The 25,115-nt window shown below is 45.9% G+C and carries 26 protein-coding genes and 1 pseudogene; 12 read left to right on the top strand and 15 right to left on the bottom strand.

What is annotated here, in order from left to right; genetic code table 11:
• Positions 1 to 96: 96 nt before the first annotated feature.
• The 10 genes from DWW13_RS08325 (at position 97) to rsmH (ending at position 9,012) form a co-directional block, all read left to right on the top strand.
• Positions 97 to 1,380, top strand: coding sequence for an HlyD family efflux transporter periplasmic adaptor subunit (locus DWW13_RS08325; protein ID WP_147345099.1), 1,284 nt, complete (start codon positions 97 to 99; stop codon positions 1,378 to 1,380).
• A 20-nt stretch (positions 1,381 to 1,400) separates the two neighbouring features.
• On the top strand, positions 1,401 to 2,096 hold the full coding sequence (locus tag DWW13_RS08320; protein WP_022462859.1) for a YggS family pyridoxal phosphate-dependent enzyme: 696 nt from the start codon (positions 1,401 to 1,403) through the stop codon (positions 2,094 to 2,096).
• An 89-nt stretch (positions 2,097 to 2,185) separates the two neighbouring features.
• Positions 2,186 to 2,797, top strand: a complete 612-nt coding sequence (locus DWW13_RS08315) for a cell division protein SepF (RefSeq protein WP_055217838.1) — start codon at positions 2,186 to 2,188, stop codon at positions 2,795 to 2,797.
• A 133-nt stretch (positions 2,798 to 2,930) separates the two neighbouring features.
• Positions 2,931 to 4,043, top strand: a complete 1,113-nt coding sequence (gene aroB, locus DWW13_RS08310) for a 3-dehydroquinate synthase (RefSeq protein ID WP_055217839.1) — start codon at positions 2,931 to 2,933, stop codon at positions 4,041 to 4,043.
• Positions 4,033 to 4,569 (top strand): signal peptidase II, encoded by a 537-nt coding sequence (gene lspA, locus DWW13_RS08305; protein ID WP_022462862.1) that lies wholly within the window; start codon positions 4,033 to 4,035, stop codon positions 4,567 to 4,569. Before aroB ends, lspA begins: the two co-directional genes overlap by 11 nt.
• Entirely contained in the window at positions 4,562 to 5,491 is a 930-nt protein-coding gene (locus DWW13_RS08300; RefSeq protein ID WP_055228144.1) for an RluA family pseudouridine synthase, read from the top strand. Before lspA ends, DWW13_RS08300 begins: the two co-directional genes overlap by 8 nt.
• Positions 5,492 to 5,664: 173 nt before the next feature.
• A complete protein-coding gene (locus tag DWW13_RS08295; protein WP_118600972.1) occupies positions 5,665 to 6,303 on the top strand; it encodes a cytidylate kinase-like family protein in 639 nt (212 codons plus the stop codon).
• A gap of 75 nt (positions 6,304 to 6,378) precedes the next feature.
• A complete protein-coding gene (gene dtd / locus DWW13_RS08290; protein WP_022462865.1) occupies positions 6,379 to 6,819 on the top strand; it encodes a D-aminoacyl-tRNA deacylase in 441 nt (146 codons plus the stop codon).
• Between the two features lie 166 nt (positions 6,820 to 6,985).
• Positions 6,986 to 7,933, top strand: coding sequence for an RluA family pseudouridine synthase (locus DWW13_RS08285; protein WP_118719821.1), 948 nt, complete (start codon positions 6,986 to 6,988; stop codon positions 7,931 to 7,933).
• A 29-nt stretch (positions 7,934 to 7,962) separates the two neighbouring features.
• Complete coding sequence (gene rsmH, locus DWW13_RS08280; RefSeq protein WP_022462867.1) at positions 7,963 to 9,012, top strand: 16S rRNA (cytosine(1402)-N(4))-methyltransferase RsmH; 1,050 nt, start codon at positions 7,963 to 7,965, stop codon at positions 9,010 to 9,012.
• A gap of 99 nt (positions 9,013 to 9,111) precedes the next feature.
• Here the strand turns inward: rsmH and DWW13_RS08275 are convergent, their stop codons facing one another.
• The gene (locus DWW13_RS08275; protein WP_022462868.1) at positions 9,112 to 10,188 is read right to left on the bottom strand and encodes a tyrosine-type recombinase/integrase; all 1,077 of its coding nucleotides are present in this window, start codon (positions 10,186 to 10,188) and stop codon (positions 9,112 to 9,114) included.
• Between the two features lie 206 nt (positions 10,189 to 10,394).
• Positions 10,395 to 11,063, bottom strand: a complete 669-nt coding sequence (lexA, locus tag DWW13_RS08270) for a transcriptional repressor LexA (RefSeq protein WP_055217843.1) — start codon at positions 11,061 to 11,063, stop codon at positions 10,395 to 10,397.
• A 253-nt stretch (positions 11,064 to 11,316) separates the two neighbouring features.
• On the opposite strand from lexA, the gene DWW13_RS08265 reads away from it, so the two are divergent.
• Positions 11,317 to 11,691 carry a LysM peptidoglycan-binding domain-containing protein gene (locus DWW13_RS08265; RefSeq protein WP_022462870.1) on the top strand — a complete coding sequence of 125 codons (375 nt, stop codon included), beginning with the start codon at positions 11,317 to 11,319 and terminating at the stop codon, positions 11,689 to 11,691.
• Between the two features lie 193 nt (positions 11,692 to 11,884).
• Here DWW13_RS08265 and DWW13_RS08260 read toward each other — a convergent pair whose 3' ends face one another.
• From DWW13_RS08260 to DWW13_RS18830, 5 genes are all read right to left on the bottom strand, one after another.
• Positions 11,885 to 12,259, bottom strand: a complete 375-nt coding sequence (locus DWW13_RS08260; RefSeq protein WP_022462871.1) for an ArsR/SmtB family transcription factor — start codon at positions 12,257 to 12,259, stop codon at positions 11,885 to 11,887.
• Between the two features lie 17 nt (positions 12,260 to 12,276).
• Complete coding sequence (locus tag DWW13_RS08255; RefSeq protein ID WP_117801148.1) at positions 12,277 to 14,145, bottom strand: heavy metal translocating P-type ATPase; 1,869 nt, start codon at positions 14,143 to 14,145, stop codon at positions 12,277 to 12,279.
• Positions 14,146 to 14,331: 186 nt separating this feature from the next.
• Positions 14,332 to 14,550: a cation transporter gene (locus DWW13_RS08245; RefSeq protein WP_055266075.1), complete on the bottom strand. Its 219-nt coding sequence runs from the start codon at positions 14,548 to 14,550 to the stop codon at positions 14,332 to 14,334.
• Positions 14,551 to 14,744: 194 nt separating this feature from the next.
• Complete coding sequence (locus DWW13_RS08240; protein ID WP_118719819.1) at positions 14,745 to 14,975, bottom strand: hypothetical protein; 231 nt, start codon at positions 14,973 to 14,975, stop codon at positions 14,745 to 14,747.
• Positions 14,972 to 15,109 (bottom strand): hypothetical protein, encoded by a 138-nt coding sequence (locus DWW13_RS18830; RefSeq protein ID WP_158579763.1) that lies wholly within the window; start codon positions 15,107 to 15,109, stop codon positions 14,972 to 14,974. The genes DWW13_RS08240 and DWW13_RS18830 overlap by 4 nt, the downstream gene beginning before the upstream one ends.
• A gap of 705 nt (positions 15,110 to 15,814) precedes the next feature.
• On the opposite strand from DWW13_RS18830, the gene DWW13_RS08235 reads away from it, so the two are divergent.
• Positions 15,815 to 17,512 carry a carbon starvation CstA family protein gene (locus DWW13_RS08235; RefSeq protein ID WP_022462875.1) on the top strand — a complete coding sequence of 566 codons (1,698 nt, stop codon included), beginning with the start codon at positions 15,815 to 15,817 and terminating at the stop codon, positions 17,510 to 17,512.
• A gap of 168 nt (positions 17,513 to 17,680) precedes the next feature.
• On the opposite strand, the pseudogene DWW13_RS08230 reads toward DWW13_RS08235, so the two are convergent.
• The 8 genes and pseudogenes from DWW13_RS08230 to DWW13_RS08200 all read right to left on the bottom strand — a co-directional run.
• Positions 17,681 to 17,824: pseudogene (locus DWW13_RS08230) on the bottom strand (aldo/keto reductase); the annotation flags it as partial.
• Positions 17,825 to 17,989: a hypothetical protein gene (locus DWW13_RS18825; RefSeq protein WP_022462877.1), complete on the bottom strand. Its 165-nt coding sequence runs from the start codon at positions 17,987 to 17,989 to the stop codon at positions 17,825 to 17,827. It abuts the pseudogene before it with no gap.
• Between the two features lie 46 nt (positions 17,990 to 18,035).
• Positions 18,036 to 18,530, bottom strand: a complete 495-nt coding sequence (locus DWW13_RS08225; RefSeq protein WP_117508936.1) for an HD domain-containing protein — start codon at positions 18,528 to 18,530, stop codon at positions 18,036 to 18,038.
• A gap of 153 nt (positions 18,531 to 18,683) precedes the next feature.
• A complete protein-coding gene (locus DWW13_RS08220) occupies positions 18,684 to 19,559 on the bottom strand; it encodes a phosphoribosylaminoimidazolesuccinocarboxamide synthase (protein WP_055217859.1) in 876 nt (291 codons plus the stop codon).
• A gap of 159 nt (positions 19,560 to 19,718) precedes the next feature.
• Positions 19,719 to 20,312 (bottom strand): family 1 glycosylhydrolase, encoded by a 594-nt coding sequence (locus DWW13_RS08215; protein ID WP_118719817.1) that lies wholly within the window; start codon positions 20,310 to 20,312, stop codon positions 19,719 to 19,721.
• A 27-nt stretch (positions 20,313 to 20,339) separates the two neighbouring features.
• The gene (locus tag DWW13_RS08210; RefSeq protein ID WP_118719815.1) at positions 20,340 to 21,386 is read right to left on the bottom strand and encodes a GDSL-type esterase/lipase family protein; all 1,047 of its coding nucleotides are present in this window, start codon (positions 21,384 to 21,386) and stop codon (positions 20,340 to 20,342) included.
• Between the two features lie 17 nt (positions 21,387 to 21,403).
• Positions 21,404 to 21,631, bottom strand: coding sequence for a hypothetical protein (locus tag DWW13_RS08205; protein WP_117812784.1), 228 nt, complete (start codon positions 21,629 to 21,631; stop codon positions 21,404 to 21,406).
• A gap of 264 nt (positions 21,632 to 21,895) precedes the next feature.
• Positions 21,896 to 25,003 carry a glycoside hydrolase family 2 TIM barrel-domain containing protein gene (locus DWW13_RS08200; protein ID WP_158579762.1) on the bottom strand — a complete coding sequence of 1,036 codons (3,108 nt, stop codon included), beginning with the start codon at positions 25,001 to 25,003 and terminating at the stop codon, positions 21,896 to 21,898.
• Positions 25,004 to 25,115 lie beyond the last annotated feature (112 nt).

Genomic DNA, 25,115 nt, shown 5'->3' with positions numbered 1-25,115 from the left:
AAGCAGAAAAAGAACAGCCGCCGGCATTCGAGAATCCGTTTCCCTTTTCCAGCGTTGAATATTGGAAATATCATCTTTGGAGCCCTTTTTTTCTATATGGCAGTTTCACTTTTCTTTTACCTGACCGCCGATCATATCAAATCTTTTCAGGTTGTGCAGGGAACTTTATCCCGGAATGATACCTATACCGCATTCGCCATGCGGACAGAGAGTGTGCAGCTTTCCTCCGGCAGCGGATATGTTCAGTTCTATACCCCAAATGCATCGAAAATCAGCCGCGGAAGCGCTGTTTATGGGATTTCCGCAACAGAAAATGCCGATACCTCTGGTATTTCGGCAGATGCGGCAACGAGAACGTCGCTTCGTTCCTCGCTCGCACGTTTTTCTTCTGATTATGATTCCAGTTCCTTTTCCGGCATTTATCAGCTGAAAACAGAACTTTCCGCAAAGCTGCTTGCCGCTGCCGCTGAAAACGGAGATTCCTCATCACAGACGATATTTTATGCAGATCAGGACGGTGTTGTCGTCTACGGCAGTGATGGATATGAAAGCTATACGGAGGACAGCCTTACGCCGGAGCTTTTCTCTACGAAAGCCTCTGTGGTTTCCTTTGATTCCGGCGCGCAGACGGAGACTGGAAATGCAGTATACCGTCTGGTGACAGATGAGCAGTGGGAAATTGCCGTTCCGGTGACGAATAAGCAGGTCGTTACACTTTCCAATTTCAGTACGATAAAAGTTAAATTTCTGAAAGACGGAAAAACACAGACGGGAACACTGAATCTAAAGTCCATTAACGATCAGAACTATGCTGTCATTTCGTTTACAAGCGGGATGATCCGTTATGCGGAAGACCGTTTTCTTTCAATAGAGCTGGTCACAAACACTGGAAGCGGACTGAAAATTCCAAATACTGCCATCACGGAAAAAGATTTCTATAAAATCCCGGCGCAGATGCTCGTACAGGGCGGAGACAGCAATTCTTCCGGTTTCCTGCGGGAAAAGACCGATAAAAAAGGAAATGTCATGCTGGATGATAACGGACAGCCGGTGACAGAATTTGTAAACGCCACGATCTATGAGCAGGTCAATGATGAAAATGATAATCCGGTCGAATATTACGTCGACATGGCCGCTTTTAATGATGGAGATATCCTTCGTGCACAGGATTCCGCCACAACGTATCAGATTGGAGAAACGGTTCCGCTGCAGGGTGTTTACTGCATCAACAAAGGATATGCTGTATTCCGCAAAATTCAGATCATCGATCAGAATGCGGAGTATTCTATCATAAAAAAACAAACGCAATACGGCATTTCGCAGTATGATTATATTGTGGAAAATGCATCCACCGTCAGTGAAGAAGATATTGTGCATTAAATACTGGAGGTTAGAAAGATATGCTGAAAGAGAACTATGAAGAAGTCCAGAAGAAAATTACAGAAGCCTGCAAAAGAGCCGGACGGAACCGGGAGGAAGTTACCCTGATTGCGGTCAGCAAGACAAAACCGGTCGAAATGCTTTCCGAAATCTATGATCTTGGCGAACGCAATTTCGGTGAAAACAAAGTGCAGGAGCTGACAGAAAAAGAGGAAGTGCTGCCAAAGGATATCCACTGGCACATGATCGGTCATCTGCAGCGGAATAAAGTAAAATACATTGCAGGAAAAGTTGCCCTGATTCATTCTGTCGATTCTCTTCGTCTGGCAAAAACGATCAGTGAGGAAGCGGTAAAGCACAACTGCGAAATCCCGATCCTGATCGAGGTAAACGTTGCCGGCGAGGAAAGCAAGTTTGGTGTCTCCGTAGAGGAAACCCTTCCATTGATTGAAGAAATCGCAAAACTTCCGGCAATTCATGTGGAGGGACTTATGACCATTGCACCGTATGTGGAAGATCCAGAAGAAAATCGTCCGGTTTTTCGCAAATTAAAGGAATTAAGTGTTGACATTGCCGCCAAAAACATTAATAATGTACGTATGGCCATTTTGAGCATGGGCATGACCGGCGATTACGAAGTAGCAGTAGAAGAAGGCGCCACTTTAGTACGGGTTGGAACCGGAGTCTTTGGCGAACGGGATTACAGTAAAAGATAACAGGAAGTCTTTCCAAGAAGAGTGACCCCGCGCATTCTGCACGGCTGTCTGGCCAAATGCCACAGGACTAAAAATAGGAGAGTATAAGAATGAGTGTTTTAGACAAATTTCTGGATGCCATCCGGCTGAACGACGATTACGAGGAAGAGGATGCTGATTCGGATAGCTTCTTCGATGAAGAAGACGATGATATAGAAGAAAAACCAAAGAAACGTTTCTTCCGTAAACTGGAGAACGAGGATGAGGACGAAGAGGAAGAGCCGCAGGCGAAACCGGTTCACACTGCACCGCGTAAACAGCCGGCGCCAAAGACCACCGCTTCAAGCCAGGCTGCTGCTGCACGAGCTCCAAAGCCAGCTGCTCCGGTTTCCTCGAAAGTTACTCCAATGAGAAAGAAAGCAGGTGCATTAAATATGGAAGTATGCGTCATCAAACCGGCTTCCATGGAGGATACCCGTGAAATCGCGGATACGCTTCTGGCCGGATGTACCGTTGTCCTTAACTTAGAAGGCATTGATGTGGATATTGCCCAGAGAATCATTGATTTCTGCTGTGGTGCATGCTACTGCATGAGCGGAAGTCTGCAGAAAGTTTCCAGCTATATTTTCATCCTGACACCGTCCAGTGTAGAAATTTCCGGCGACATCCAGGATATCTTAAGCGGAGCTTTTGATCTTCCAAATATCCGTACCGATTATTAAAGAAAATTATCTTTGCAGTAAATTAAAATGGATCTACTGGATCAATTATTGATTTACTTAGTAACAAAGGAAAAGCATCAGATGCAGGATTCTGATGCTTTTTTCATGAAAGAACATACAGGAGGCATAATTTATGAAAACACTTACCGTTAAAAGAGAAGGCACATCTACTGAATTTTCTTATGAAATTGTCTGGGACGGCAGCTACGAACGCCTCGCCGGCTGTGTGGAGAACTTAAAACTCCCTGCAAAAAAGGCCTGCATTGTCACAGACAGCACGGTTTCAGAACTGTATCTGGAAGAGGTAAAAAATGTACTGTCCCCGCTGTTTGAGACCGTAACCGCATTTGTTTTCCCAGCTGGTGAAGCAAGCAAAAATCTGGATACCGTCAAAGATCTGTACACGCATCTGATTGAAAACCACTTTGAGAGAAAAGACATTTTATTCGCACTCGGCGGCGGTGTCGTTGGGGATCTGACCGGCTATGCGGCGGCAACGTATCTGCGCGGCATTGATTTCATCCAGCTTCCGACGACACTGCTTGCACAGGTAGATTCCAGCGTCGGAGGAAAAACGGGCGTCGATTTCGACCAGTACAAAAATATGGTCGGTGCATTCCATCATCCACGTCTTGTCTATATGAATATGGCAACCTTAAAATCCCTGAACGGCGAACAGTTTGCCTGCGGTATGGGAGAAGTCCTGAAAACAGGTCTGATCCGCGATGAAAAATTCTACATCTGGACCATCAATCACATGTCTGAGATCGAAGAGCGGATTGAGCCGGTATTAACGAAAATGATCCAGAAATGCTGCGATATCAAACGCCAGGTTGTAGAAAATGACCCAACAGAACAGGGAGAGCGTGCCGTTTTAAATCTTGGCCATACGATCGGTCATGCCATTGAAAAGCTCAAAAACTTCGAACTGCTCCATGGCCAGTGCGTTGCACTTGGAACCGTTGCTGCTGCCTATATTTCCTACAAGAGAAGTTATCTCTCCGATGAAGAGTTTTACGAGATTCGTGATATGAACGTCGGTTTCTATCTGCCAATCACCGTGGACGGCCTGAAATCGGAAGATATTCTGGCTGCAACAAAATCGGACAAGAAAATGGAACAGGGTACGATCAAATTCATCCTTCTGGAGTCTGTCGGCCATGCTGTGGTGGACCGCACGGTTACAGATGAAGAAATGCTGGAAGCTATCAATTCTATTAATGGAGATCTGATCGATGAAGAGTAAAAAACTTTCTCCGCTGGCCGTTTATCTGGTTTGCGCGGCAGCGATTGTCCTTCTGCTTGCAGCAGATCAGTATACAAAATCACTGGCAGTGCAGTATCTGAAGGACCAGCCGTCGATCGAGCTCATTCCAGGGGTTTTGGAGCTGTTTTATCTGGAAAACCGCGGTATGGCATTCGGACTTCTGCAGGATCAGTACTGGCTGTTTGCTATGATGACGGTATTGTTTCTGATCGTCATGGTGATTGTCTTTTACAAGCTTCCAAAGACACGCCGCTTTTTACCGCTTTTTGCCGTGCTGACTGTTCTGACGGCTGGTGCGGTCGGAAATTTTTACGATCGTTTTCTGAATCACTATGTCGTTGATTTCATCTACGTTTCGCTGATCAACTTTCCGGTTTTTAACGTAGCTGATATTTATGTCACCGTATCGGTCGCTGTCTTTTTACTGCTGTATCTGTTGTACTACAAGGACGAAGACTTCGCATTTCTGCATAAAAACGCCAAAAAGGAGGAGTCCGATGGCTGAAGAAGAACGGATTTTGGAAGTTACACCGGATTTTGACGGAAAACGGATTGATCAGTGCCTGGCCGCATCTTTTTCGGACTGTTCCCGTTCTTTTCTGCAGAAGCTTTTAAAAGACGGAAAGGTTTCGATCAACGGAAAAACGCAGAAAGCAAGCAGCAAGGTTGCCGCCGGTGATGCCGTTCTGGTGCTTCTGCCGGAACCGGAAGAACTGAACGTGGAGCCAGAAAACATTCCGCTTGATATTCTGTACGAGGATGATGATCTTCTGGTCGTCAATAAGCCAAAGGGGATGGTCGTACATCCGGCGGCAGGCCACAGCAGCGGAACACTGGTCAATGCGGTTCTGTATCACTGCCGCGGAAATCTCTCCGGCATCAACGGCGTTCTGCGCCCCGGAATCGTCCACAGAATCGATATGGACACAACGGGTGCCCTGGTTATCTGTAAGAGCGATTTCGCCCACCAGAGCCTCGCAGAACAGCTCTCTGTACATTCCATTACCCGAAAGTACCGGGCAATTGTCCATGGGAATCTGAAAGAGGACGAGGGAACCGTGCGCGGTGCAATCGGCCGCCATCCGACAGACCGGAAAAAGATGGCGATTAATGAACGGAACGGAAAACCGGCGGTCACACATTACCGTGTGCTGGAACGCTTTGGAAATTATACGTATATTGAATGCCAGCTGGAAACCGGCCGGACGCATCAGATTCGTGTCCATATGGCAAGTATCGGGCATCCGCTGCTTGGCGATGCGGTTTATGGCCCGAAGAAATGCCCGGTGAAAAACCTGCAGGGACAGACGCTGCATGCGATGGTACTTGGATTTATCCATCCACGGACCGGTGCCTATATGGAGTTTGAGGCGCCGCTTCCGGAATATTTTTCCAATCTGTTGCTGCAGTTTCGAAAAAATGTCTGAAACTGCTTAAAAAGAATGATATTTCAAAAAGTATATAGTTAATTTGTATAAGTTTTATCAAAATGTTCTGTACTTTCTGTGAATTCTGTAGTATACTAGATGTAACGAAAAAACGCGAGTTACTACATCTGTGAAAGCAGATTATTGTGACGGAATGGAAAGGAGCGGATTATATGAAAACTATCATAACGATTGGACGTCAGTACGGAAGCGCCGGACATTCCATTGGTAAGATTTTAGCGGATGGCCTGGGAATCAAGTACTATGACAAAGAGCTGCTGGAGAGAGCAGCAAAGGACAGCGGATTATGCCAGGAATTGTTCGAAAACCACGATGAAAAACCAACCAACAGCTTTTTATACTCTCTGGTTATGGACAGTTACTCCTTCGGCTATGGATCTACCATGATGGATATGCCGCTGAACCAGAAGGTATTTCTGGCGCAGTTTGATGCCATCAAGAAGATTTCGCAGGACGGTCCGTGTGTCATCGTAGGCCGCTGTGCAGATTATGCACTGGAGGAAAATCCGAACGTGCTGAGCATCTTTATTAAAGCAGATATGCAGGATCGCATCCGCCGTATCGCAAAGCTGTATGATCTTTCTGATGCAAAAGCAAAAGACAAGATCACAAAGATCGACAAACAGCGTGCAAGCTACTACAATTACTACACCAGCAAACGCTGGGGCGAGGTAGACAGCTACGACCTGTGCCTGAACAGCAGTGTATTCGGTATCGATGGAACCGTAGATATGATCAAACAGGCAATTGAAGTTAAAGAAGCGGGAATCCGCAAGATTTTCAGCATCTGATCAAAACAGAACATAGGAGAAACGACCCTCCTCTTAAAAATAAGAGGAGGGTCATTTTATGAAAGGATTTTAAAGATGAGAATTGTTATACAACGTGTAAAAAGAGCAAGTGTTTCGGTGGAAGAGAAGGTTGTTGGATCGATTCAGAAAGGTTTTCTGGTTCTGATCGGTGTCGGCCAGGGGGACGATGAAGCAACAGCAGACAAGTATATGAAAAAACTGCTGGGACTGCGTATTTTTGAAGATGAAAATGGAAAGACGAACAAGTCCCTGGCAGATGTGGATGGACAGCTTCTGATGGTTTCACAGTTTACCCTGTATGCCAACTGTAAAAAAGGAAACCGTCCAAGCTTCACGGAAGCAGGCGAGCCGCACAGAGCAGAAGAACTGTATGAATATATGGTCGCGAAAGCACGGGAACAGGTTCCTGTTGTCGAAACGGGAGTGTTCGGGGCTGAGATGGAAGTATCACTGGTGAATGATGGGCCGTTTACGGTGATCTTAGAGGATCTGTAAATAAAATTTTTTTGTTTGCCGAATCGGTAAAACAGAACGTGGTTTGCGAGATCTGTGAAACCTGTTTTTGTCTAGAGATAGTGTACCATCATCGTACTGAATTGTTTGTATTTATATAGTTTACATAAAATGATTATGTGAACTTGTGAAGAGGAGAAAATCTTTTATGCCGCAATTTGACTATCAGCAGCTGTGTCACTTTGTCCTTCCGGAACAGGGGGGACTGTCGGTGGAAACAATTCTAAAACGTTTTCTGTACCTGACACCACGTGAAATCCGCCATGCCAAATATATTCCGGATGGAATTCAGAAAAACGGTGTTTCCTGCCGCACGAATGCAGTCGTTCAGACTGGAGATACAATCACTTTTCGATATGAGCAGAAGTGTCCCCACCTTTCCGAAGATCAGGTTCTGCCGGTATCAGGTGATTCTGCCGGCGTACGGATTCTCTATGAGGACAGTGATCTCTGTGTCGCAGACAAGCCATCCGGTATGGTCTGCCACGCTTCCCACGGCCATTATTCCGATTCCCTGACACATGCTGCCGCATCCCTGTTAAAAACACCGACAGCGCCTTCTGAACTCCGCTGCATCGGCCGTCTTGACAAAGATACATCGGGTCTGGTACTATTTGCAAAGAATCAGCTGGCTGCTGCCAGACTGTCCCGGCAGCGGGAGAGCGGCGCGCTGAAAAAAGAATACCTGGCTCTGGTACACCATCCCTTTTCCGAAGAAACGCAAAAAGAAACCATTCGTCTTTCCATGGAGCAAATTCCAGGAGATGACCCTGATTCTTTCGATCCGTCTGGGAAACGTATCACTAAAATGCGTATCTGTAAAGAAGGGAACGGCCTGTGGGCTACTACACACTACGAGGCTGTCCTTCAGGATCCTTTCTGGGCCGTCGTGTGCTGCCGTCTGGAAACCGGCCGCACGCATCAGATCCGTCTTCACATGGCATCTATTGGACATCCACTTTTCGGAGATCCGCTCTACGGAGTCCGCGACGGCGGTACCCGTGCCGCGCTCCATGCCTGGAAACTGCACTTTCTGCAGCCGATGACAGGAGAACCAATTGATCTGGAAAATATTCGAACGCACATGTTCGATTAAATATATTTGAAGTATAAGGAGAACATTTTATGGAAGAACAGAAAGAACACAAACGCCGCGTCCGCTACAAAGGCACACATCCGCGGAATTACAATGAGAAATACAAAGAACTGAATCCGGAGAAATATCAGGGGACCATTGAGCATGTGATCCAAAAGGGAAGCACACCGGCCGGCATGCATATCCCGATTCTCGTAGATGAAATCCTCGATTTTCTCAAGATCGAGCCGGGACAGAACGGACTTGATGCAACACTCGGATACGGCGGCCACAGCTCCCGTATGCTTGCATGCCTGCAGGGAAAAGGGCATCTCTGTGCGCTGGATGTCGATCCGATCGAGATGGCAAAAACAAAAGAACGACTGGCCGCGCAGGGGTACGGCCCTGAGATTTTAACGATTCTTCATCAGAATTTTGCCAATATTGATCAGGTTGCTGCCAAATACGGCCCCTTTGACTTCATTCTGGCGGATCTTGGTGTTTCCTCCATGCAGATTGATAATCCGGAGCGCGGCTTTTCCTACAAATATGATGGACCGCTGGATCTTCGCCTGAATCCGGAGGCAGGAATTTCCGCGGCCGAGCGTCTGCGCACGGTTGCACGCGATGAACTGGAAGGCATGCTCATTGAAAATGCCGATGAACCGTATGCAAAAGAAATTTCCCAGGTTGTTACGCGGGCACTTCGGAAAGGAAAGAAAATTGACACTACGTTTGCACTGCGTGATCTGATCGCTGAAGCACTGGATTTTCTTCCGAAAGACGAGAAAAAAGAAGCCATCAAAAAATCCTGCGCCCGCACCTTCCAGGCACTGCGGATCGATGTAAACAACGAATATGAGGTTCTGGAAGCATTCATGGAAAAACTTCCGGATGCTCTTGCTCCGGGCGGCAGAGCGGCAATTCTGACGTTCCATTCCGGCGAAGACCGGCTTGTGAAAAAGTCCATGAAGGGACTGTATCAGATCGGTATTTATTCCGAATATTCAAAAGAAGTCATTCGTCCTTCCAAAGAAGAATGCATCCGCAACAGCCGTGCAAGTTCAACGAAAATGCGCTGGGCAATTAAGGCGGAGTAACTTAAAAAAAAGCAGGAGAGAAGTCGTCTCCATAAAAAAGAGGAATCAACGAATGGGATATAATCCCTGTTGATTCCTCTTTTGGTTTCTGATATGTTTTTATTCCTCATGCTCCGGCATGGACTCCCGCAGCCGTACCGCTGTGGCAGCCTGACGGCGCCTTGCATCGTCCATGGCAGCATAATGTTTCTTCGTCGTATTGACATCCTTATGGCCGAGAACATCTGCAACAAGATAAATATCGCCTGTTTCCTGATACAGCGTCGTACCGTACGTACTACGCAGTTTATGCGGCGTAATTTTCTTCGTTGTCGTCACCTGGGACGCATATTTCTTCACCAGATTTTCCACCGTCTTGACGTTGATCCGTTTTCTCTGCGCCGAATAGAAGAGTGCGTGTTCGTGTCCTGCCACAGGTGTAATACCTGCGCGGACTTCGATATACTTTTTCAGTGCCTCGGCAACTTCATCTCCAAAGTAGACAAACATTTCATTTCCACCTTTTCGAAGCACTTTGATGCCATTGTTTTTAAAATCGACATCCTCAATATCTAACCCGACACATTCCGACACACGGATTCCCGTGCCAAGCAGAAGAGTAATGATTGCAAAATCACGTTCCTTTGTTTTTTCATAGTAGGCCCGCTGATGATTGCTCAGCCCGTCGCCGCAGGATTCAATAAAATCGAGAAGCTCCGCAACCTCATTTGGCTCCAGACGGATAATTTCTTTTTCGTGGAGCTTCGGCATATCGATAAGCAGCGTAGGATTTGTCTCAATCAGTTCCTTTTTGAAATAATAGGAATAGAACGTCCGAAGTGCCGACAATTTTCGTTTCAGGCCTTTTTCCCCGTTGGTGGTATAAGATTCCTGGGAACCGATATAAGCCTTTAAATATTCTGTGTATTCCTCAAGATCAAGTGCAGTGACCTGGTCAAGCACATCAACGGACATCTGATCCATGGGAATTTTGGCAAGTTCCGGATTTTCTTTCTGCAGATACTGAAAAAAGATCCGAAGGTCATATGCATATTTGATTCGTGTGCTGGTCGATGTCGTTGTGCTGATGCCGCGGAAAAATTCGGAAGTAAAAGAGGGAAGCGTCTTCAGAACCTCGCGGAGCTTCAGTGTATTTTCCATATCGGTTTGTTCGTGATACGTAATTTTTGATTTCATAACTGCAAATGAGCCTTTCTAAACAGAAAAACCGGGAAAATAAAAGAAGTATTTCTTCTATATAACTATTCGGGAAACGCAGGTTTTTCGAATAGTTGGAGAGTTACTTTCAGAAATCACCGGTTTTTCCTCTGAAACCGCCGAATTTTACAGGCCGATTTCTTGTTCGTTTTTTCACAACATTTTTTATTTTCTTCTTTTATTTTTCAGGATAAAAATCTTAATACTCCGATTACCTTTCCTACGATCTGCAGATCATTCACAAGGATCGGATCCATCTCATCGTTTTCCGGCTGCAGGCGGAAATAACCGTCTTCCTTGTAGAATGTTTTTACTGTAGCGGAATCATTGACCAGAGCGACAATTTTTTCTCCATTTTCCGCAGTTGCCTGTTGTTCCACAAGAACAAGGTCACCGTCTAAAATACCTGCATTTACCATGCTTTCGCCCTGTACCTTTAAAAGGAACGTTTCTGCGTTTGGCAGACGGTCTACCGGCATAGGGAAATATCCTTCAATATTCTCTACCGCAAGAATCGGTTCTCCGGCAGCTACTTTGCCGATCAGCGGAATCTGTGCAACCTCACTCTGGGATGCGGTGTCTTCCGATGCAATTCCCTGGATTGCACCAAGGCGGCCGGTATGGAATCCTTCATCGCAGATTTCAATGGCTCTCGGTTTTGTTGCATCTCGTTTGATATAGCCTTTCCGCTCCAGTGTTTCCAGATGTGCATGTACCGAGGATGTAGAACGAAGGGAAACCGCTTCGCAGATCTCACGCACAGACGGCGGGAATCCTCTCTGCAAAATTTCCTGTTTTAAATATTCGAGAATCTGTCTCTGTTTCTCTGTCAGTTTATTTTTGTCTCCAGCCATCGTATGTTCCTCCTGTCGTTTCGTTTTTTATATGAATTAGGGTAGTCCCCTCTTTCTATACGATATTTGCTTAAAATATACCAAATAAATTTTACCATAAATCCCACCGGAACGCAAACAAAAGTTTCGAAAATTTGTTCGTATTTCGTATTGACAAACATACGTTCTTTTATTATAATGAACATATATTCGAAAGAACAAATGTTCACGTAGCACAACTACTCTTCTATCACAAATCAAGGGGGAATTTTACATGAGTACCAATGCAAAGAAAAGAAAATCACTGAGAGAAAGACGAAAAATCCAGAGAAGAAAACTGCAGATCCGCGCAGCCGCCGCTCTCCTGTCTCTGGTTGCCGTCACATTTCTTTTAATCTTCCACTTCACGCCGCAGAATACGCAGGCAGACAGTGAGCCGAAAGCTCCAACCTACAAATACTACACCAGTATCCGCGTTTCTTCCGGCGATACACTGTGGGACATCGCCAAAGAATACCGTACAGAAGAATACTCCGATATTTCCAGTTACATTGCCGAGGTCCGTGAGATCAATCACCTGAGTTCCAACCAGATCACGGACGGTATGTATCTCTGCATTCCGTATTACTCCGAGGAGTATAAATCATGAAATCCAAGAAATACTTTACATAATTCGGTTATGTAAACAAAGTAAAAAAACAGCTTCCAAAATGCACGGAACCTTCTAAAACAGCATGTTCGGGAAGCATGGTTTACCAAATAAAGAATGAATGTGAAAAGCAGAAACGTCCCGCAGATGAGAAATTTCATTTGCGGGACGTTTCTGCTATCGTATGCTTTTTTTAATCCTCTTCAATATGCTCCTGTCCCTGTGCGATGATTGTCCGTACATGACCATCTGCAAGAGAGTAGAACACCGATTTTCCTTCTCGTCTGCTCTTTACCAGCTTATTCTGCTTCAGAATGCGAAGCTGGTGGGAAATTGCGGACTGTGTCATGTGCAGTGCTTCTGCCAGGTCGCAGACGCATACCTCTGCCTCAAACAGGACAAACAGAATCTGGATCCGCGTGGAATCACCAAATACCTTGAAAAGCTCTGCCAGATCGTAAAGCTCTGTTTCATCCGGCATGGTCTCATTGACAATCTTTACCAGATTTTCATGAACCTCACAGGAGTCACAGCACAGATCAGCTTCATCCGGATTGATTTTTGCCATTTTGTGTCCTCGTCTTTCTATAGATTTTTCACAAACAGAGCACGAATTGCATTCAGAACCGCCAGAATCATAACTCCGACATCTGCGAAAATTGCCATCCACATGTTAGCGATACCGATGGCTCCCAGAAGCAGGAACAATACTTTGATACCAATTGCAAAATAAATATTCTCATAAACAATGTGAATACATTTTCTGGAAATGTGAATTGCTTTGGAAATCTTGAGCGGATCGTCGTCCATCAGAACGATATCAGCTGCTTCAATTGCTGCGTCGGAACCAAGTGCTCCCATCGCAATACCGATATCGGCACGGGACAGTACCGGTGCATCGTTGATGCCGTCACCTACGAAGGCAAGTTTTTCTTTTTCTGTCTTTGCAGCAAGCAGCTCTTCCACTTTACTTACTTTGTCACCAGGAAGCAGTTCGCTGTAAACTTCATCAATTCCAAGATCTGCAGCTACCTGATCGGCTATCCGCCTGGAGTCTCCGGTCAGCATAATCGTCTTTTTAATACCGGATTTCCGCAGCGCCTGAATCGCCTCTTTCGCATGCGGTTTGATCATATCACAGATCAGGATATGTCCGGCATACTTGCCGTCTACAGCAACATGGACGATGGTGCCGACGCTGTGGCAGTCGATATAATCAACGCCAAGGCGCTCCATCAGTTTTGCATTTCCGGCAGCGACATTTTTACCGTCTACCTTTGCTGTTACACCGTTTCCGCTGATCTCTTCGATGTCCGTGACACGGCTTCGGTCGATCAGTTTTCCATATGCTCTCTGCAGACTCTTGCTGATCGGATGGCTCGAAGCACACTCAGCAAGTGCTGCGTATTCCAGAACATCTTCCTGACTGATCGTATTGTGGTGAATACCGGCTACTTCAAAGACACCCTGTGTCATGGTACCGGTTTTATCGAATACAACGTATTTGGTCTGGGAAAGTGTTTCCAGATAGTTGGAACCTTTCACCAGGACACCTTCATGGCTTGCGCCGCCGATACCGGCGAAGAAGCTGAGCGGAATACTGATGACCAGTGCACAAGGGCAGCTGATAACCAGGAAGGTCAGCGCACGGTAAATCCATACGCTCCACTCAGGAGCGGCACTTAAAAACAGCATCCGTACCAGCGGCGGCAGGATTGCCAGCGCCAGCGCACCGTAGCAGACTGCCGGTGTATAGTATTTCGCAAATTTGGAAATAAAGTTCTCGGATCTTGATTTCTTGGAGCTGGAGTTTTCCACAAGGTCCAGAATTTTGGATACGGTGGACTCTCCAAACTCTTTCGTTGTTTTTACTTTAATCAGACCGGACATATTGATACATCCGCTGATGACTTCGTCTCCCTCCCGGGCGTCACGCGGAACACTCTCTCCGGTCAGGGCACTGGTATTCAGTGTGGTGTTTCCTTCTTCGATCACACCATCGATCGGAATCTTTTCACCAGGCTGTACAACGATGATTGTGCCAACCTCAACTTCATCCGGATCAACCTGCTCGAGTTTTCCGTCTACCTCGATATTTGCATAATCCGGGCGGATATCCATCAGTTCGCTGATGTTCCGGCGGCTCTTTCCGACAGCATAGCTCTGGAACAGTTCGCCGATCTGGTAAAACAGCATAACGGCTACGCCCTCCGGATACTCGCCAAGCAGAATGGCACCGACCGTTGCAACAGCCATCAGAAAGTTTTCATCAAATACCTGTTTGTTCAGGATTCCCTTCCAGGCCTTTTTCAGGATATCGTATCCGATGACCAGATAAGGAACCATAAAGGTTGCAAATCGCACATAGCCGGTTGTCGGCAGTACCGCGCAGAGAATCAGAAGAACCGATGCAACAATGACGCGGATGAGAACCTTTTTCTGTTTCTTATTCATACATATGCCTCCTTTGTTCTTACCGCCGGATGAAAAAATCCAGCATTTCATCCCAGAGATTTACAGATCCAAATCCGCTGCTCCAGAGAGAAAATACTGGATTTTTCTCGAGCTGAACCGCAGACAGGTTTTAGAATCTATTCTGCTCCAGCTTTTTCTTCCATCCGCCGATGAAAGTTTTTTATTTTAGAGGAAGATCTCGCAGTCATCCTCAACTTTTTTGCAGTTTTTCAGAACATCCTGCATAACGCTCTTTGGATCCTGTCCGTCTTCGAACTCAACGATCATTTTGAGCATCATAAAGTTTACGGTAGCATCCTTTACACCTGCTGTGTTTTTTGCAGCCTCTTCCATTTTGTTTGCACAGTTTGCGCAGTCAACATCGATCTTATACGTTTTCTTCATCGCTTTTGATCTCCTTTTTCATTTTCACTGTTCATATGAACATTTATTCATATGTTTGTTTTTATTATAGCACCAGTGATGCAATTGTCAATGGAAAACTGAAAAAAATCAAAAAATCTGCCCGTCGGATTTTTTTGATTCCTGCGGGCAGATAGATCTGTTATTTATTTCTCATAAAGAAACGTTATGTTCTGCTATTTTTCACTTTTCCGAATCACAATCTGTCCGAACCGTGCACATCCGTCCAGAACCTCTATTTTCAGAATGCCTTCTCCTGTAACGGTACCGAGTGTGAACCGTTCGAGTGTGTTCGGTGCTGTTTCATATGCAAAATATGGATGAACATCCGAAGTTACTTTCTCACCGGCAGGAGGCATTACCCCTTCAAAAAGAGTCTCTCCCTGAATAGCTGCCTGTACCTTCACCTCTTTGTCTGCACAATTTCCTCGTAGAAATAGACCAGCTTCGGTGTCAGCTCCTCGCGGCGCGGCGTCATGGAGATCGGCTCGTTGATACAGTCATATGCGCCGATGATCCAGCGGTCTTTGTATCTTCTCATAAACTCTTCCGTCAGAAGAAACATCCGAAATCATTCGCCATAATACCGTCCTGATTGTGCAAAAATCCCCTTACACGTTCTTTGTCATAATACCCCATACAAAAATACCACCTTTCCGCAGAAGCCTTCTGGTTCTGCGCTTTTTCTTCTATTATAAAAATTCTGGTTTTCTGTGTCAAGAAATAGATTTTTACTATTTTCAGGGAAAAAACATGATATTTTTTTTAAAATTGCTTGACAAACCGAAAAATGAGACTATAATGCAAAGTGTTCAAAAGAAAAAAGGGATCAGAAAAAAGCAATGAGCAGGACAACATTTTTCGGGTGAGCCTTTGCAGAGAACCATCGGCTGGTGCGAGATGGCAGGTATCCCAAAGAACAATCCCCTGTGAGCTGTACAGACGAAACCAGAAATGGAAAGTAGTCCGGACCGGCCTCTCACCGTTAGCAGAGAAGAGATTCACCGGAAAGTGTATCAAATGGTTTCGGGGATCTTGTCTGAGTGATCGACCAAAAGAAACAGCCGATAATTAGAAGTGGTAACGCGGAGCGTTTTTTGAAAGCTTCGTCTTCTTGCATAAGTCAGGGAGACGAAGCTTTTTTTGTTTCCAAGCATACCAACACAATTGCCTTTTCCCTTTTCTTTTTCCATTTGAAATCCATGTAAACTGGAAATATCATTTTTGAACGAGGAGGAATTTTATTATGAACACGTTGGTTATTGTACTGATCGCCGCTGTATGTCTGATAGCAGGTTATACCTTCTACGGAAGCTGGCTGGCAAAGAAATGGGGCATCGATCCCAAAGCAAAAACACCTGCCGTTGCAAAAAATGACGGTCAGGATTACGTCCCTACCGATGGATGGACCGTATTCGCCCATCAGTTTTCTTCAATCGCAGGTGCAGGCCCTGTCACCGGTGCCATTCAGGCCGCTGTCTTTGGATGGGTTCCCGTCCTTTTATGGATCCTGATCGGCGGTATCTTCTTTGGTGCTGTTACCGATTTCGGTGCGCTGTATGCGAGTGTCAAAAACGAAGGAAAATCCATGGGACTTCTCATTGAGAAATACATCGGCAAAACAGGAAAAAAACTGTTTCTTCTCTTCTGCTGGCTCTTTACACTGATCGTTATCGCCGCCTTTGCAGATATGGTTGCCGGAACATTTAATGCTTACGAAACGGTTGACGGCGTCACAAAGCTTTCTGCCCAGGCAACTGTAAACGGCGCTGCCGGAAGCATCTCCCTTCTGTTTATCGCTTTTGCTGTTGTCTTCGGACTGCTCCAGAAAAAACTGCAGTGGAAAGGCTGGAAAGAAATGGTACTCGGCCTTGCATGCACCGTTGCAGCTTTTGCAATCGGCATGAATGTACCGCTTGTAACAAGCAAAGCAACCTGGACTTATCTGGTATTTGCCTACATCTTTCTTGCCGCTGTCCTTCCGATGTGGCTTCTGATGCAGCCGCGTGACTTTATGACAACCTTTATGTTTGCCGGCATGATCCTTGGCGCTGTTGTCGGACTTGTTGTTGCACACCCGAAAATGAATCTTCCAATGTACACCGGTTTCCACAATGCGGCATCCGGAGATCTGTTCCCGATCCTGTTTGTCACCGTTGCCTGTGGTGCTGTTTCCGGATTCCACAGCCTGGTATCGTCTGGAACCTCTTCGAAAACCATTGCGAATGAAAAAGATATGCAGAAAGTCGGATACGGAGCTATGGTTCTGGAGAGCCTGCTTGCCGTCCTCGCCCTCTGCGTTGCCGGTGCTGCTGCTTCTGCAGACGGTACGGCTGCTGTCGGAACGCCATTTGCGATCTTTTCTTCCGGTGTTGCCGGATTTCTGGAAATGTTCGGCATCCCGGTATACGGAGCACAGTGCTTCATGACGATGTGTGTATCGGCGCTGGCACTTACCAGTCTTGACTCCGTTGCACGAATCGGCCGTATGTCCTTCCAGGAACTGTTCACTGTCGATGATATGGAACATGCTGCCGGATGGAGAAAGCTGCTCTGCAATAAATATTTCTCTACCATTGTTACTCTGCTCTGCGGCTACATCCTGACCCAGATCGGATATGCCAATATCTGGCCGCTGTTCGGAAGTGCAAACCAGATGCTGAGTGCACTCGTTCTGATCACGCTCTGTGTCTTCCTGAAAGTCACCGGCCGTGAAAACAGAACCCTGTTCCCGCCGCTCATCATCATGCTCTGTGTCACCTTTACCGCACTGGTAGAGCGTGTCATTGCACTTGTAAAAGCGTATGGAGCAGGAACCGCTGTCTTCCTCGTTGAGGGACTGCAGCTCATCATCGCCATTCTGCTGATGGTTCTTGGTGTCATCATTGTCATCAGCTGTGGAAAAGAACTGTTCCGGAAGAAAGCGGGACAGGAAACGAAATAATATAGATGTTTCTTCAAAGAGCTTCCTAACGTAAAACGCCGTCAGACTACAACAAGTCTGACGGCGTTTTACATGCCATAGTTTTTTACGAAACAATTGCCGCCTTGGTCGCACCGATAATCGGGGAGCTGACTCCCTTCGCCCATTGCCATGCCAGTGCGGTCATACATTCAGGGCTTCCATTGTTTCCTCAATCGGAGTTTCGTAGTCAAAACGGTGAATGATATACAGATCCAGATAATCTGTTCCCAGCCGTTTCAGTGTACCGTCAATCTCTCTGTGAATGGCTTCTGCCGACAGATTGCCAAAATTTTACTCCGTATAATACTGTGCCTGCGCATTCCAAAGCTCATAGTATTTGCCGTTTGTATCCACAAATCCCCTGTTCCATAAGGTAGCATCCAGATACTTCGGGATCTCCCGGTTGACCGCCATAAAGGTTAAATGCCCCCGGCTGTCCTGCTGTAAAAGTGACATCCTCCACCACCTGTAGAGGTGGTGGAGGATGTCACACTTCATGACCTTATTCCTTCTCCGGAAACATACTCTTCAACAGATGCGTTCCCGCTTCCGTCCGAAATACTTTTCTGCAGAAATTTTCAATCGCCTGTTTTGAATATTCGCTCTCGCCGGCATTGACCAGAAAATCGGCTTCCAGCAGGATCTGGTAATCCATTCCCTCTACATTTGTATAGGTATGATGATGCGTAACCAGCCATGTGATGCGTTCGACATCCAGTTCTCCTGCCGGTACATCTTTGAAAAATTCTGCAACGAGCGGCGCACTTTCCTCTTCCTGATGCTTTCCGCTGGTATTTCCGTATTTTTCCCGACACAGCGGGCAGGCAATATCATGGACAACAGCTGCCATCTCCAGCGTTTCCTGTGTTTTTGGATCCAGTCCTTCCGCCTCGCCGATGTTCTTTGCAAAGGCCCATACCTTCAGAAAATGATAAATATCATGAATATTTCCCTTATAAAAATCTGTCATTTTTTCAATTGCAGCAGCAATTTTCATATCGTGTTTCCTCCTTCGCATCCTGTCTTTCTTCCCATTATATCACATGTTTCACGCATTTGAGTATCAGATTATCATCTGATCTTATCACAAAATATGCAAAAACAGGAGGCAGAACCTGCCTCCTGTAGCTTTTTAACACTATGATGTTCTTTATGCCAGCGGTTTTCCTGTCAGCATCTCATATGCCTGAAGATATTTCTCGATCGTCTTGTCTACGATTTCCTGCGGCAGAGTCCAGTCGTGGTTTCCATCGTTGGCTTTGAGCCAGTCGCGCGCGAACTGTTTGTCAAAAGATGGCTGACCATGGCCTGGTTCATAACCATCTGCAGGCCAGAAGCGGGAGCTGTCCGGAGTCAGCATCTCGTCGCCGATTACGATATTTCCGTTTTCATCAAGACCAAACTCAAATTTTGTGTCTGCAATGATAATGCCTTTGCTTAAAGCATAATCGGCACATTTTTTATACAGAGCGATGGTGTAGTCGCGAAGCTTCTCTGCATACTCGGCTCCTTTTCCCGGGAAGTATTTTTCCAGATGGGCGATGCTCTGCTCATAAGAGATATTTTCGTCATGATCTCCGATTTCAGCCTTTGTGGACGGAGTGTAGATTGGCTCAGGAAGCTTGTCAGATTCTTTTAATCCTTCCGGAAGCTCGATGCCACATACTTTTCCTGTTTTCTGATAGCTTGCCCAGCCGCTTCCGGTAATGTAGCCGCGGACAATGCACTCGATAGGAAGCATTTCCAGCTTACGGCACATCATGCTGTTTCCGTCAAATTTCTCCTGCTGGAAAAATTCCGGCATGTCTTTTACGTCTACAGAGATCATATGATTCGGAAGGATGTCTTCTGTCAGATCGAACCAGAATTTGGACATCTGGGTCAGAACGGTACCTTTTTTTGTTACCACATTGTTCAGAATGACATCAAAACAGCTAATACGGTCGGTTGCTACCATGATCAGGCTGTCGCCGTTATCATAAATCTCGCGTACCTTACCCTCTTTGATTGGCTTTAATTCTTTCATCATGAATACCTCTTCTTTTCGTATAGGATAGTGAACGGAATTACACCCGATCCGGTGAAATTCCTTTGACACCTTTACCCTACACCACTCCTTATAAATTGTCAAGTATTTATTATTAACGCTACTAAATAAACCCCAAAAGGGATCTTTTATTTCCATTTATAATTCTGCTCCGTTTGTTTCTATCACGTGTTTATACCGGAATGCGGAATCTTTCATAATTCTCTCCTGATTTCTGTAGTCCACATATACGAGTCCAAATCGATATGAGTAACCTTTGGCCCATTCAAAATTATCCATCAAAGACCACTGGAAATATCCTCTGATATCCGCTTCCTCTGCTACTTTTCTCAGTTCTCGCAAATATCTTGCAAGAAAATCAATTCTGTTTGGATCATGCACTTTTCCATCTAATGAGATCACATCATGGCAGGATAATCCGTTCTCTGTGATGTAAATTGGCTTATGATATCTTTCATATAAAAACTTCGGTCCCCACTGCAGACATTCCGGTGTTACCGGCCATTGGATCGCAGTTTTAGGAAATCCTTCATATCGGCAAACCTCCTGTGGCTTTCCGTCTTCCCCCATACGGACGCATCTTCCATTATAAATATTCTGTCCATAGATATCGATCGGTTCTGAGATCAGACGCATATCTTCTTCTGTGATTTTCGGAAGATATTTTTCATAACGCACCAATCCCTCATCCGGATAATGTCCTAATAAAACCGGATCAGACCACCAGGATATCTTCCTCTTATTACTCTACTATTCTAATTATTTCCATTCCTCGATTCCCAGATTCTCTATATAATCAGCAAGTTCTCTCGCCATCTCATAGGTTTCTGGAATTCTGAGATGTCCTGGAGTCGCTGCTCCGTTTCTTTTAAAGATACAATGGGAAATCTTACTGTCTCCCATAGAAACCACTACATCGTCAATTGCTTTGTCCCAAGAACTGTCATGCTCAAGCAATGTCGTACAGCAGATGACCGATGCCTTCGGATATACCTGACGCAGTTTTTTTAAAAATTCTGTATAGTGTTCTCTCCAAAGAATTGCTTTCTCACACATATAGACTTCTGACATGTAATCAAACGGATGATTATCATTCTGGCCAATTGCCACGACAACAACCTGCGGTGTATACTGATTAAAATCCCATTCTGTCAGTTCACCAAATGTTTTATTGAAGCGGATTTTATTCCAGGCACTTTCCATTCCAATCTGATTCGGCTCATGGAACCAGCCTTGTCCATCCAGCAATGCAATTCCGCCCTGTGCGATATCATGGATCTGTGCATTCAGCATACGTGCTGTCATCCATGCATAGGAATACCAGCTGTTAGAATAACCTCCCTGATGTTCAGGGTCCGTCTTTCCTGTATAATCCACTGCTTCTGTCACTTCTCCTGCTGATACAGAATCTCCGTAAACTTCAATTTTTCTTGTCTGTGCATCCGGAAGTTCCAATAATTTTGCTCCGTCTTCAATTTCAAATCCAAGGATGTGCATCTCATGGCAGGAATCCTGACGTTTAAAGAAAAGAACATGATGTTCTCCGTTTTCATTCTCAGGAACACGAATCTCTATTTCATTCTCTTTCTCGTTATCCAGATAATAACACGACTGCACTCCATCTAAAATACATCCAAGATAATTCTGCCAGTATTCATTTTTGTTTCTCAGGAAAATTTTCAAATATTTTCCTGTAAATTTAAATTCCACAGATGTACATGGATAAACCCAGATTGGTTCTTTTGGATTCGCCCAGTCAATCCTTCCGCTATAACGTATTTTTTTATTATCAGGATTAATTCTCATCTTATCTCCTCCATATTTTACAGTAAACTTGCTGCACCGATCATTCCAGCTTCATTTCCAAGTGCTGCTGTCTCAATCTCCGGAAGCCTCTCCTTCAAAAATCTTATGCAATAATTAATGACATCAGATAAAATGGAGTTGTATCCGTTACCTCTTCCGGAAGAATTGTTATATCTACCGTATGAATTTTCTTTTCTCCACTGCACTGCAATCTGTTCCAGACGGACCTTCTTTCTTCGTCCCACGTTCTTTCCTACTTTCTGTCACTTATCTATTAGTTCCTCTATGACGTTATTAACATCTAAGATTACGTTAATATGATAGCAAATAACTGTCAACTCAATTTAAGTTATTTTTTGCTAAATTTAAGATTAACTTAAAAAACTATGAAAAAGCAGGCAAATATCCTGCTTCCTCATAGCTTTCTTCCTTTCATCATATGCAGCATTCACGAGAAATCTGTAATTTGTTCCGTAAGAATCCAATAGGCAGTTGGCCGATTTTTTCTTTTATGCGAAATGGAAACGGAACGTATAGCTATATCTTCCCTTGCATACGCGATATTCCGGATGGATGTTTTTCGTCCAGCCGGTATCTCCGCCAAGGCCTGCGTGTGCTGCATCCAGGATCAGCCAGGTTCCTGTCGTCTGCTCCGGAAGTTCTTCCTTATATGCGGCTTTTCGATATTCTGCCATAGAATATGGAAGCGCACTGAAATGGAAATCATCACTGCCTACAATCTGAACGGTATGTGTTCCATCTGAAAGAACGGCAAACCGCGTATCCTCATGGCCACCGCATTCGCAAGGTACTACAAACGGAACGTGCTGTTCTGCTACAGAAGATGTATAAAGTCCAATCAGTGCTGCGTCTTTTCGGTCTGCATACGTCTCCCAGGGACCTTTTCCATACCAGCTGAGCGTATCAAACGCTGCAGGAAGGCAGAACGACTGTCCGACTCTTGCGATGGTCTCAAGGCCGCTGTTGTTTGTTACTTCGTTTTTCAGCTCCATTCCCTCACTGCCGATGCGATACAGAGTATGAGCGGTAAAGAGTACTGCGTTGTCCGGCTCCGCGGTATAGGAAGCCTGCACTTCAAGAAGCACCTGATTTCCGGCACTGACAGCCGATACTGACTGTACTTCCTTTTTCAGACGATCCAGACCTTCCGCGCGCCAGATATCATCGTAATCACTTTCATGGGTTCCCTCATCAATACCGGTTGGGGCACGATAAAATTCATCTTTTCCGCCGTTCATAAAAGAAACGCTCTTTGCCTGATATCTGGTAAATTCACCTGTCTTTTTATCAAAGATAATTTCGGTCTCTTCGCCGGTGATGCGAACCTGATTTTCATCCTCCGCTACGGTCAGTGGTTTCTCCACAATCGTTTTCTCGTCTGCCAGATAAACACCTGTAGTAACCGGAATCTGACGGCGGTATAGTTCTGTTCCCGCCGGGGCATAGAAGGTATCTTGGGCAAGCTCAACGTAATAATTTACATACGCCTCGCCATGCAGTTGTTCCGGAAGCTCCGGAAGCGGAAGCGTCTCTGTTGTTCCGGCTGCCGTGTAAAATGCCGGATAGCTGCCTTTTGCAAGCGTTTCGCCGTTCTGCACAATTTCATAGCGCACCTGCAGATGAGAAAGATCGAGGGTATGGTAGCGGTTTGCCAGCACCCATATAGTTTCGCCGGTATATGGATTTTTCACCTGCTCAATCGTAACCGGGGACTGGCCGTTTCTCACCTCATAGGCGCCCGGTTTATAGGAAAGATCGGCAAAGACAACACCATTCAGACACATATCCGGAACCGGATCGGTCACATCCTCTCCGAACGCTCCGCCGTAGCCGTATTTGATATTTCCGTCCTCCTCGTGGATCGCAATCGCCTTGTCCGCGAAATCCCAGATAAAGCCGCCCTGGAAACGCGGGTATTTATTGACATAGTCCCAGAACTCCTTGAAGTTTCCGTTGCTGTTGCTCTTTGCATACGCATATTCGCACATGATGAACGGGCGGAGATCAGAATCGTCTGCCATCACATCCGTAAGCCAGCTCATCGTCGGATACATCGGGCAGATGACGTCGGAAATATTACTCTTTGGGTTGCCGGACTCATACTGAACGTATCTTGTCTTGTCGTATTCGCGGATCCAGCCGTGCATCGCAGCATGATTCGCCCCGGCACCGGATTCATTTCCAAGGGACCACAAGACGATGGAAGGATGGTTTTTATCACGCAGTACCATACGGGTTGCACGCTCCAGATAAGCGGCTGTCCACTCAGCGGATGCACTGAGCTGTCCGCCGTAACCGTGCGTCTCAAGATTTGTCTCATCGACAAGGTAAATGCCAAGCTCGTCACACAGATCATACCATTTCACGGAATTCGGATAATGGCTGGTACGAACAGCGTTGAAATTCAGGCGTTTCATCACAGCAATTTCTTTTCGCATCTGCTCCTCAGAAACGGTACGTCCCGTCTCGGCGCAAAAATCGTGGCGGTCAACACCTCGGATCACAAGGCGTTTGCCATTCAGGGTCAGAACACCGCGGCTGTTGATTTCCACCTGACGGAAGCCGACCTTGCAGCTCTCGATATCAACCGTCTCATTCTCTTTGTTCTGTAGCTCGACAACGAGGGTGTAAAGTGTCGGAGTCTCTGCAGTCCAGAGTGCCGGGTTCTCTACCGGAGCAGTAACGGTTGCGATGAATTTCGGCATCAGATAGAAGCCGCACTCAGCAAACGGTCTCGAATCCATCTCGGTTACTTTGTTCTGTTCTGCATCATACAGCGTCACTTTGGCATGATACTCGCCGTACAGCGGTTTGGAGTTGTCCGGCCAGATCGTGACAGAGAGGGTAGCTTTCGTGTAATCCGGGTGTGTGAACAGTGTCTCTGCCTTATAGTCCAGGATGTGCTGCACCGGTTTCGATACGAGGCGGACATCGCGGTAGATACCGGACAGATGCCAGTAATCCTGATCTTCCAGGTAAGTACCGTCACAGTAGCGCATTACCTGTACGGCGAGGGTGTTCGTTCCCTCCTGCACATATTCAGTGATGTCAAATTCCGCGTTCACTTTGCTGTCCTGGGAATACCCCACCTGTTTTCCGTTGACCCAGAGATAGAAGCAGGACTCCACACCGCCGAAATCGATGAGAAGCTGTCGGCCGATATAGTCTGTTGGAACCTCAAAGGTTCTGAAATAGCAGCCAGTCAGATTTTTCTCCGGTACGTACGGCGCATTCAGCTCGTAGGTGCCTTCGGTAATCTCGATCTCAAATGCTTCGCCGTTTGCCTCCCGTTTGAACGGATACAGCATATTGGTGTAAACCGGCTTTCCATATCCCTGCAGTTCCCAGTTGGACGGCACCGGAATCGCATCCCATGCTGCGTGATCGAAATTCTCTTCATAAAATGCTTCCACCGCTTCCGGTGACGGATACATTTTGAATTTCCAGTCTCCGTTCAGATCCATTACAAAGCGGGACGCGTTCCGATTTCCGGCGAGCGCCTGCTCTACCGTCTCATACGCACCGTATGGCGTATGCATCGGATAACGATTTTTCTGCGTTATATACTGATTTTCCCAGTCTCTTGTCTGTCTCATGTTCTTGAAACCCTCCTTGCCTTTGCTTTCGCATTTTCCGACTGTCTCTCTTCTTTTTATCCAGATTGGTGTTCCTTTTTTGCTTTCCTGTGATATAATACATCTGTGGATT

The sequence above is a fragment of the Blautia sp. AF14-40 genome (assembly GCF_003479665.1).
GTDB classification, from domain to species: Bacteria; Bacillota; Clostridia; order Lachnospirales; family Lachnospiraceae; genus Fusicatenibacter; species Fusicatenibacter saccharivorans.
Note: the sequence above shows the minus strand (reverse complement) of the source record. Positions and strands in the feature narration are given on the sequence as shown.